The following is a 10,607-nucleotide window of genomic DNA, read 5'->3' as shown; positions in this document are numbered from 1 at the left end:
TTTCTTATCATCTACATATAGTACCAAATGGGTGTGATTACTCATTACGGCATAAGCACATACATCAATACAAAATATTTTTGCGAGCATAAGTAACTTATCTTCAACCCAACCTCTACGATGCTCGTAAGATTGACCTGTAAAACGGTCTTCGCCACATAAAAATGCACGACGCACGCAACGCGAAATACAATGGTAATATTTTGTATCAACCAGACTTATTTGACGTTTTCTTGCTATTGCCATGTGGCACCTGCTTACTTTTCACACTACACAAAGGCTAGCCTCTAACTTCGAAAAGTGCAAAATTTAAAGTGGGTGTCTGGTTAATTTTTCTCCGTCTTCGCCACATAAAAATGCACGACGCACGCAACGCGAAATACAATGGTAATATTTTGTATCAACCAGACTTATTTGACGTTTTCTTGCTATTGCCATGTGGCACCTGCTTACTTTTCACACTACACAAAGGCTAGCCTCTAACTTCGAAAAGTGCAAAATTTAAAGTGGGTGTCTGGTTAATTTTTCTCCCACTATTAAAAGTTGCAATTAATAGACAAATTTTACTAGTTGCCCACCTCAGGACGTTTTGTTATATGTACATTAATTCAAGTCTATTTCAGGGTGTTCTTTAATCCCGTACATTTTTTCCATTATTTTAAGTAAAAATCTAAAGAGGGCATATTCATTTCTTCACGCCGTTTATCTACATTAGTTTCATCTTCTATAGGGCTAAACACAACTTTACCTTCACTCACGTCAGCTTGAGTACCATAGATTTGTTTCTTTCCTTGTGCAATAAGAGCTCTATCAGTTAAAAGAGCAACTTGTTGTCCGCTAACACCTTCGCCATTCAAATATGATTGCTTTAAATAAGGAAGCATTTTTACTTTAAATGCAACATCAGGTGAATGCTGGATGACTAAAAATGCTGCTCCAACTCCTTTAACTCCGACTAAATCCCTTGTTACCCAATGATGCTTTTTAATGATAGCTTTAAGTTTTCCTGTATTACTTTCATCTATTTTCATCATTTGTTCTAGGAGTGCTTTAGGCGGGTTTTGCCACCCAGCTTCTCCTATTTTATTTCGAATATGTTGATCTTCAATTTCCATTTCAATTAGTTCTTTTTGCAGAGGAAGGTTAATTTCGGCAAAAGAATAAAAAGGTATAATCAACAGTAAAAATAGGTAACGCATCAACTGAACTCTCCTTGTACATATAACGCCCCACTGTTATTTGTCCTGTTTGAGTGGCTTGTTATACGTACCTACAACGGAAACCATTTTTTATATTTTTGTTTCCGGGCTAACTCCACAGCATCAATTATCTCGTCTCGTTTTGACGTTGAACAAAAAGCTAAATACTCATCAACCTTTTTCCCCGACCAACCTGGAGCAGCAGCTAAGACCCAAAAGTGCATTCCATCATTGTTGTTTTTAGCGGCAACATAATTAATTATTTTTTCTATATCTAGATTCACTGGCACTACTTTAAGCATTGCCATTGCTCGAATAGCTCCGTCAATAAGCATGTCGTTTTCTGTATCTATGGCTTCAAATATCGTTGTAACATCCTGTTCATTTTGCATAGATAATCTTTGGATTGCATCACCTATAGCGACATAAACCATTGTCGCTTCGAAAGTTTGGTGTGCAAGTGATTGAAGGAATTCCAGCGCAGGTTTATAGCCACATTCTCCAATGGCCATAATCATTTGATACTGAGTTTCCCAAGTACGTAAATCTTTAAGTTCTTCTTTTAAAGCACTTAATAGAAAGGGGCCAGCATCAATATTTTTAAGTTTACGTAATTTCTTAGTCGCAGAGCGTCGTTTAGGTGACTTTTTATCCTTAAGCTGCAAAATTATTTCATCTAGCACAAAACCCTCCTGTACGTATAACGAGCCTGTAGATTAACTCGTTTTTAAATTTGTTTTTATTGATAAACAAACCATAGCTGAGTTCCTATTTTGGTTCAATTGATTACTGTATTTTTACGCAGAATATAGAAGTGTTTGATATTGTTTTAATTGGCGTTTTGGAAGGGATTACGGGTGTTTGAGTGGCTTTTATTTAGAGTAAGAGGGCTTACCCTTCTTAATGCATCGTGTTTTGCAGCTTTTCTATATTATGAACAAGGCAATACAGTTGTCACACAATAAAGTAAAGGCATTCACTTTCGCTTGACCCCGTAAGGTCAGTTTATTCATGCCTTTATTCACTGTAATATTCCGCTTTTTATTTAAAGGAAAGCCGGTTTAATACAGCCGAGTCGTTTTCCATTCTTTAATAAACAGCTATCGTAGCCCGATTGGGCTGTCTATTTTTACTTTCATTTTGTCTACATAGCTCAGCTTTTTGCGTGATTCATTATTTATAATAATGCACTCTTCATACTGTTTTTGTTGACATTTTTCACATTAATTAGGATGGGTGTCATCCTAATTAATGTGATTTATAAATTGAAATTAAAATCTACAGCTTCAACGGTAACTACATCACCAGATTGCATTTCAATATAGTATTCTAATGGTGCCTTAAAACCAGTGCCGTTAATGCTAGATGACGGCCCCCACTCTTCATTGTGTGGAATAGATAGTCCAGTTACCAAATTAAAGCTTAAGGTAAATTCGATAATCTTACTTTGTTCTTTACTGAAAAAATTACCATTCACACTCAAAGCCTTTACTTCCCATAGATACGATATGGACGTTATTGTTGCATCATGTAGCGGTAAATCTTCAAATTTCATATGGTGCTCGTCTTTTCACATAACGAGCCTGTAGATTAACTCGTTTTTTATTTATTTTTATTGATAAACAAACCATAGCTGAGTTCCTATTTTGGTTCAATTGATTACTGTATTTTTACGCAAAATATAGAAGTGTTTGATATTGTTTTAATTGGTGTTTTGGAAGGGATTACGGGTGTTTGAGTGGCTTTTATTTAGGGTGAAAACGCTTATCCTTCTCAATGCATCGTGTTTTGCAGCTTTTCTATATTATGAACAAGGCAATACAGTTGCCACACAATAAAGTAAAGGCATTCACTTTCGCTTGACCCCGTAAGGTCAATTTATTCATGCCTTTATTCACTGTAATGTTCCGCTTTTTATTTAAAGGAAAGCCGGTTTAATACAGCCGAGTCGTTTGCCATTCTTTAATAAACAGCTATCGTAGCCCGATTGGGCTGTCTATTTTTACTTTCATTTTGTCTACATAGCTCAGCTTTTTGCGTGATTCATTATTTATAATAATGCACTCTTCATACTGTTTTTGTTGGCTTTTTTCCTAATGATTAGGATGGGTGTCATCCTAATCATTCACTTTGAGCGTAATGGTGCAAAAGTTTGAGTGGGTGTCTAGTTTATTGTTTTCTAAATAAAACGTAGTCTTTAGTTTTAAAAAGAGCAAAATTTAGAGTGGGTGTCTTGTTTGTTTTTGTTTTTCATAATAATTAGGATGGGTGTCATCCTAATTATTGATTATTAGGAGAAACTTCTCTTAAGCCATAAATGTATTCAGGTATATTTATCAAATTTCTCATATAGATATCCATATCTAAATCAATAAAAAACTCTTGAGTAGAATAGTCTTTCTCTACTTTCCAAAAGGATCGTCCAATAATTGAAGCTTCATATTTTCCATTATCATTTTTCTTCAAGAAGACAACATAATTATGGTAAATATCAAATAATGGCTGACTGATTCTTCCAATGCTCCAATCAATATCAATTTTTTTGTGATTGTCGGTTCCATTTATAACTTTCAGGACTTTTACTTTTGTTACGCCATATACTTCATCAATTCGTTTCATTTCTTGAAATTGCCATAAGACACCCTGCTCGTTTTTTGCACTAACTAAAACGTAGTCCTAAATTTTGAAAAGAGCAAAATTTAGGATGGGTGTCACTGTTAATCGCCATTTGAGGTTAAAAGAACAAAATTTAGAGTGGGTGTCTAGTTTATTGCGTCCCGATGAATCAACTTACTTAACGGCATTGAAAAGTAAGGGATCACCGCTGTTAAAATTTGCGGTGGAAAGTGAGCTTTAGCGCTTGCTGTCCACCTCAGGGCGTGTTGTTAGTACATTGTGCTAAGAGAGATATCATTAATGCCAACTCTTTGATAATAAATAGGTAAATTGAACTCATCACGCAGCTTACGAAGATACTTTATAGCCACCTCATTTACAGAATGATCTCCTACAACAACTAACTTTTGAGGGACCACATCAGAATCCCAATACCCATACTCCAAAAGCTGCCCAAGAGCTTCACGAATGCAAAGCTTTAATGTGGAGTTTGTTTTTATTTCATAAAATATAAAACCTTCAGTATTTTTAACTACTGCATCAACCCTTGTTCCAAACTTTGTTAAGCACTCGTCGCCAACATTTACTACGCCATACTTATTGGAAAGTAACTGACAAAGTTTAAGCTGAAGTTCATTATGTTTAAATTTTACTTCAAACTTCTTTGCTGGGGAGCTATAAGTTCCATACAGTTTTTTATCTTCACTAAATCCACTAAAAGTAAAACTAGCACTCTTGCTTAGTATTGATTCGTTTAAAGATGTATTGCTTTCAACATACTCATATATTGGAAGTAGCTGATCGAACGTTTGAAGAACATGTTCGTAATCAATGCTGTCAGCATCACACAAGAGGCCAAAGAATATAAAATTTCCTTCCTGAAAGTGAGTCAGTTTAATTTCAGATATTTTCTTTATCTCACTTCTTCCACTCGGTGAGTGCACCCACATTTTTATGTTATCTAAATCATGAGTATTTGCTAGTAGATACTCATTAAACCGTAGTATTTTAACTTCAAAATCTGAAATATCAGGAAGTGTTCGACTTAATTGCAGTGAAAGGGCTAGTCCATACCTAAACCCCTCTTTTTCTGTGCCTATATTAAACTGAAGTTCTGTTCGTCCACCGGAATGAAATGCCCAATCCTCATCAATGGTTTGATCACTAAATATATTTAACGTTTTAGGCCTAGATATATCTTTTATTTTTGATCTTAGCCTCTGTAACTTACCAACTTGATAGCTTTTAGATCTATTATTTAACTCGTTACATATTTCTCTAATATCCATATATGTAGGTAAACTCCTAATGTACTAACGAGCCTGTAGATTAACTCGTTTTTAAATTTGTTTTTATTGATAGACAAACCATAGCTGAGTTCCTATTTTGGTTCAATTGATTACTGTATTTTTACGCAGAATATAGAAGTGTTTGATATTGTTTTAATTGGCGTTTTGGAAGGGATTACGGGTGCTTGAGTGGCTTTTATTTAGAGTAAGAGGGCTTACCCTTCTTAATGCATCGTGTTTTGCAGCTTTTCTATATTATGAACAAGGCAATACAGTTGCCACACAATAAAATAAAGGCATTCACTTTCGTTTGTCCTCGCAAGGTCAGTTTATTCATGCCTTTGTTCACCGTAATATTCCGCTTTTTATTTAAAGGAAAGCCGGTTCGGTACAGCCGAGTCGTTTACCATTCTTTAATAAACCGCTATCTTCTTCCGATTGGACTGTCTATTTTTACTTTCATTTTGTCTACATAGCTCAGCTTTTTGCGTGATTCATTATTTATAATAATGCACTCTTCATACTGTTTTTATTGGCTTTTTTCCTAATGATTAGGATGGGTGTCATCCTAATCGTACATTTTTTCCATTATTTTTAAGTAAAAATCTAAAGAGGGCATATTCATTTCTTCACGCCGTATATCCACATTAGTTTCATCTTCTATAGGGCTAAACACAACTTTACCTTCACTCACGTCAGCTTGAGTGTCATAGATTTGTTTCTTTCCTTGTGCAATAAGAGTTCTATCAGTTAAAAGAGCGACTTGTTGTCCGCTAACACCTTCGCCATTCAAATATGATTGCTTTAAATAAGGAAGCATTTTTACTTTAAATGCAACATCAGGTGAATGCTGGATGACTAAAAATGCTGCTCCAACTCCTTTAACTCCGACTAAATCCCTTGTTACCCAATGATGCTTTTTAATGATAGCTTTAAGTTTTCCTGTATTATTTTCATCTATTTTCATCATTTGTTCTAGGAGTGCTTTAGGTGGGTTTTGCCACCCAACTTCTCCTATTTTGTTTCGAATATGTTGATCTTCAATTTCCAGTTCAATTAGTTCTTTTTGCAGAGGAAGGTTAATTTCGGCAAAAGAATAAAAAGGTATTATCAACAGTAATAGGTAACGCATCAACTGAACTCTCCTTGTACATATAACGAGCCTGTAGATTAACTCGTTTTTTATTTATTTTTATTGATAAACAAACCATAGCTGAGTTCCTATTTTGGTTCAATCGATTACTGTATTTTTACGCAGAATATAAAAAGGTTTGTTGTTGTTTTAATTGGCGTTTTGGAAGGGATTACTGGTGTTTATGTGCACAATTTAGGATGGGTGTCTTTGTTATTTTCCGTTGGACTTTAATTTACACCCATCAATGGCAAACATGTTGCGGCCTATCAAGTCTTCCTCATCACATATCATCAGCACTTGCGTGAAAAGTGGCTCAATCTGTTCATGCATTTTAGCCACAAAACCCGCTATAGATGTGTAATGTGGCTGGATATCACCCGACACACTCATAAATAAAATATTATGCTCGCAAGCCTTTGCAATCCGACGGCTACTGATAAAACCATGTGCATAGCCCAGTAAAATAATCTTTAGCATTACCGAAGGCAGATACGCAGCAGCGCCCGTTTTGTCGTTGTTATACCACGCGTCAAATCCCGATAAATCGAGTTTGTTTTCGACGATATAACAAAGGGCATATTCAAATGTGCCAGGCAAAATTTGCTCAGCGAAATTGATAGGAATGAATTTATTTTGACAGGATAAGTCAGGCTTGTAGTTAGCCATAACAGTTTACCGTGGGTGAATAATATCTATTAGATCACAGCGAACAGATGGATTCAAGGTTAAAAAGCAACCAACCAAGAATAGTTGGATACGTTCCTAAAAAGAGTAATTCTACAGCCTCAACGCCTCGTTAAGAGGCAAAAAATTGTTGGCTAAAATTAGCGACGAAGGAGCAAAAGCCAACTGTTTTTTGTCCTTTTAAACGACTTGTTAGGCGAATTTACCAATCCATATTAGCCGCTTGATCGAATTGGTAATTTAAATGCTCAACAAAACTTTCCATATCTTCCATTGAAACCATAGCTCTCGAATATGAGCCATCATTAGCCATTGTAAGAATTGTAGGCAAACCGCTATCCATAACATAGTACATTGCTGGTTGTATTTCAGACGACCATAAATGCTCAATAAAACGTTCGAGTAAAGATATCACCTCATCCTCATTGAACGAAAGCTCTCCAAAAAGTGAAAACTTATTTTTGCCTTTTTGGTGAGGCATCAATACTGGAACAGCGCCTGCACTTGAGTGAAAGGTGAAGGTTTCACCATTTTTACCAAATGCGCCATGAGCAATAAAGTTCCTAAATTGCCTTCTTAAGAAAATTAATTCATCAAAGAATATTTTATTTTCTTTGATGTTAATATCTATTGCAGTAGTGTATTTCACTTGCCATTCAGCACCTGCTAGATCTGCAACTTTTTCGCCATCGTCAATGTTTTTACCAACAATACTTAGATGTACGAACAAATGCTCAGTCCAGCTAAAGAATGCTTCAATAGCTGAAGTAGCTAACCAATTGGCATTCTTTCGTAATTGAGTAGATGGGATATGAATTGAAGTAGCTTCTCCATATGAAGTTTTCTTTGTTTCTCTATGTACTTCATCTTTACGATCTTCAGCTTCTTGTTTTTCTTTTTTATATAACTCAACAAGATATTGGTAGCGTTGAAATAAGTTAGAACTATTGTTTTTGACGTTTAATTTAGAACTTTTAACTGCTTCAGAAGCAACCCATTCAAAATATGGTTTAGCTACTTTTACAGCCTTATGGATGTTTTTAACAATCTCTTGTGCTTCAATTTCATCAGTTTCTAAATTATCGGCAAAAACGCCCAACCCAAATTTTCGATGTTCAATTAAAAAAGCCTTACCTCTATAATCAATTGGTAACGACCATGATATTTTTTCAAATCTACCAAGGTTCTTAAAACCCAATAAATCATTTAACAAAAAGAAAACAAGATAGTATGGAGGTAATGTTCTTCCTGCATCAGTGCGTTTTGCAGTGAAAAGAAAAATTTTGTCAGCCTTTGTATTTTCTTGTACGGACTTTACATCACCTAAAGCTAAAATAACTCTCTGTTTGAGTACTTCTATATCTTCAGGGATTTTTAATTTTGCCATGCCATGAAACTTCCATATTCGCCTAACAATTTTGTCTACGACATTTGTCGTTTTATAAACCGACAAATGTCCATATATTACAGTGCATTTATCTTAACCATCAAATAAACACCTGTAAACAATTAGTTAACTGGAAATTATTTTTAATCAATGCACAAATACACCGAAATGGTGGAGAGCAGTAATATTGGACAAAACAATAAGCACTGTCTATATATACAGTTAATTTTTACTGGAGATTCATATTATGAAATCACCTTTTTTAACTATGATAGCCGAACAAATGTATCTAAAGCGTTATGCTAAAAGTACTATTAAAGCGTATTTATACTGGATAGCTTCGTTTATTCGATTTAACTCTATGAGGCACCCAACAACGATGGGAGATAATGAGGTCGAACTTTTTTTAGCTTTTTTAAACTCGTTTAGTCAACCAACAAAATGTTGCACCTAACACTCAAACACAAGCCTTAAATGCGTTGAGCTTTTTATTTAAAGAAGTGATTAAAAAGCCACTCTCATTATTAGACATTATTTAAAACAAAAAAGCACAGCCCACAAGCGCCATGCTTTTTAAATCAATCTTAATCCAGTTCGGTTTACAAACGAATGCCGCCGTCTATTTCAACCACGCGACCGGTAAAAAAGTCGTTTTCGATTATGTATTGTGCAGTATGCGCAATTTCGTCGCTTTCGCCTAATCGCCCTACTGGCGTTACTGCAAGCATACGTTGTTTGGCTTCGGGCTTCATGGCGTCGGTCATGGCGGTGCTTATTACACCTGGTGCAATAGCGCCTACACGTATACCAAATCGGCCAAGTTCTTTAGCCCATGTGGTGGTAAGTGCCACTACGCCTGCTTTAGATGCTGCGTAGTTTGTTTGGCCTATGTTACCTGCGCGCGCTACGCTCGACATATTAACTATAACGCCGCCTTTGCCTGATTCAACCATGTGGCTTGCAGCTTCCCGCCCTGCTAAAAACACACCGGTCAGGTTTACATCAATCACTGATTGAAATTGCTCAAGAGACATTTTTTTAACGACTTTGCCGTCTTTTGCCTTTATAAACATGCCGTCGCGTAAAATACCGGCGTTATTTATAAGCACACCAATGTGGCCAAAATCGCTATTAATGGTATTAAATACGTTTTCTACTTCGCTTTCATTTGTTACGTTTGCTGCATACCCTTTTATATTGCTAGTTACACCTTCAAGCTGCATTAGTTGCATAAGTTGCTCGCATGCGTTGTTTAATAAGTCTTGTGCCATATCTATTAATGCAATGTTTGCACCCATAAGTGCAAACTTTTGCGCCATTGCAAAGCCTAAACCTTGTGCGCCACCGGTTATCACTACCGTGTTATTTTTAATTTCCACGCGTTGCTCCTACTTAGAAAACAGTTTAAAAATGGCACTAAAGTCATCACTACCCGCACCTTGGTGTTGTAGCATAGTGTATAAATTTTTAGCCATTGAACCCATAGGGGTTGATGAATTACTTTGCTGCGCGGCTTCCATGGCAAGGCCTAAATCTTTAGCCATTAAATCAACCATAAAGCCTGGTTTATAATCGTTACTAGCAGGGGCTGTATCCATTACACCTGGGCAAGGGTTGTAAAGTTCAAGCGTCCAGTTACGGCCTGAACTTGCTGTCATTATGTCGCTAAGTACTTTAGGATCGAGGCCGTTGTTAATACCCATTTGCAGTGCTTCGCTGGTGCCTGCCATTAAAATACTGAGTAACATGTTATTACATATTTTTGCTACTTGCCCTGCACCAATATCGCCTGCATGAAATATGTTTTTACCCATATCACTCAGCACTGTATATGCTTTATCGAACGCGGTTTTCTCGCCGCCTACAATAAAAGTAAGTGTGCCTGCGATTGCGCCTGCAACACCGCCCGATACCGGTGCATCTACAAAGCTTATGCCTTGTTTGCCAAGTGCACTGCCTACAGTGCGTGCTGATTCTGCATCTATTGTTGAGCAATCAATTACTAATGTATTTTTGCTCAGCACGTTAATTAAACCGCTGTCGTCGTTATTTCCTAAATACAGCGATTTAACATGCTTGCCTGCAGGTAACATACTAATAAGTACGTCAGCATTAGTTGCGCACTGTTTTGCATCAACTGCGGCTTTTGCGCCTTTGCTTGCAAGTTCATTTACGACCGACTGGTTTAAATCGAACGCACTCACAGTATGTCCAGCTTTAATTAAGTTAGCCGCCATTGGGCCGCCCATATTGCCTAAGCCGATAAAACCGATATTGAGTTTAGTCATCGTCTTTCC

Annotated in this window: 11 protein-coding genes and 2 pseudogenes; 1 reads left to right on the top strand and 12 read right to left on the bottom strand. The window is 36.4% G+C overall.

The window, feature by feature from the left end:
* From I6F42_RS06415 to I6F42_RS06370, 10 genes and pseudogenes are all read right to left on the bottom strand, one after another.
* Positions 1-246: pseudogene (locus I6F42_RS06415) on the bottom strand (transposase); the annotation flags it as partial.
* A gap of 63 nt (positions 247-309) precedes the next feature.
* A complete protein-coding gene (locus tag I6F42_RS06410) occupies positions 310-438 on the bottom strand; it encodes a hypothetical protein (protein WP_374939246.1) in 129 nt (42 codons plus the stop codon).
* 215 nt (positions 439-653) lie between these two features.
* Complete coding sequence (locus I6F42_RS06405) at positions 654-1,199, bottom strand: DUF6624 domain-containing protein (protein ID WP_231616310.1); 546 nt, start codon at positions 1,197-1,199, stop codon at positions 654-656.
* A gap of 71 nt (positions 1,200-1,270) precedes the next feature.
* Positions 1,271-1,882, bottom strand: a complete 612-nt coding sequence (locus I6F42_RS06400) for a hypothetical protein (RefSeq protein ID WP_182231319.1) — start codon at positions 1,880-1,882, stop codon at positions 1,271-1,273.
* Between the two features lie 575 nt (positions 1,883-2,457).
* Complete coding sequence (locus I6F42_RS06395) at positions 2,458-2,754, bottom strand: hypothetical protein (RefSeq protein ID WP_029751263.1); 297 nt, start codon at positions 2,752-2,754, stop codon at positions 2,458-2,460.
* 725 nt (positions 2,755-3,479) lie between these two features.
* Positions 3,480-3,818: a hypothetical protein gene (locus I6F42_RS06390; RefSeq protein ID WP_197151550.1), complete on the bottom strand. Its 339-nt coding sequence runs from the start codon at positions 3,816-3,818 to the stop codon at positions 3,480-3,482.
* A 266-nt stretch (positions 3,819-4,084) separates the two neighbouring features.
* On the bottom strand, positions 4,085-5,104 hold the full coding sequence (locus I6F42_RS06385; RefSeq protein WP_197151549.1) for a hypothetical protein: 1,020 nt from the start codon (positions 5,102-5,104) through the stop codon (positions 4,085-4,087).
* Between the two features lie 568 nt (positions 5,105-5,672).
* Complete coding sequence (locus I6F42_RS06380; protein ID WP_197151548.1) at positions 5,673-6,236, bottom strand: DUF6624 domain-containing protein; 564 nt, start codon at positions 6,234-6,236, stop codon at positions 5,673-5,675.
* A 213-nt stretch (positions 6,237-6,449) separates the two neighbouring features.
* Positions 6,450-6,905 (bottom strand): transposase, encoded by a 456-nt coding sequence (locus I6F42_RS06375; protein ID WP_197151547.1) that lies wholly within the window; start codon positions 6,903-6,905, stop codon positions 6,450-6,452.
* Positions 6,906-7,125: 220 nt separating this feature from the next.
* On the bottom strand, positions 7,126-8,310 hold the full coding sequence (locus tag I6F42_RS06370; RefSeq protein WP_197151546.1) for a hypothetical protein: 1,185 nt from the start codon (positions 8,308-8,310) through the stop codon (positions 7,126-7,128).
* 247 nt (positions 8,311-8,557) lie between these two features.
* On the opposite strand from I6F42_RS06370, the pseudogene I6F42_RS20340 reads away from it, so the two are divergent.
* Positions 8,558-8,834: pseudogene (locus I6F42_RS20340) on the top strand (phage integrase N-terminal SAM-like domain-containing protein); the annotation flags it as partial.
* A 75-nt stretch (positions 8,835-8,909) separates the two neighbouring features.
* Here the strand turns inward: I6F42_RS20340 and I6F42_RS06355 are convergent.
* Together I6F42_RS06355 and mmsB are read right to left on the bottom strand one after the other, a co-directional pair.
* A complete protein-coding gene (locus I6F42_RS06355) occupies positions 8,910-9,689 on the bottom strand; it encodes an SDR family oxidoreductase (RefSeq protein ID WP_197151542.1) in 780 nt (259 codons plus the stop codon).
* Between the two features lie 9 nt (positions 9,690-9,698).
* Entirely contained in the window at positions 9,699-10,598 is a 900-nt protein-coding gene (gene mmsB / locus I6F42_RS06350; protein WP_197151540.1) for a 3-hydroxyisobutyrate dehydrogenase, read from the bottom strand.
* Between the last annotated feature and the right edge of the window lie 9 nt (positions 10,599-10,607).

It is taken from the genome of Pseudoalteromonas sp. SWYJZ12 (assembly GCF_015864395.1).
Classification (GTDB): Bacteria; Pseudomonadota; Gammaproteobacteria; order Enterobacterales; family Alteromonadaceae; genus Pseudoalteromonas; species Pseudoalteromonas arctica.
This window is presented reverse-complemented; position numbering and strand designations above follow the sequence as displayed.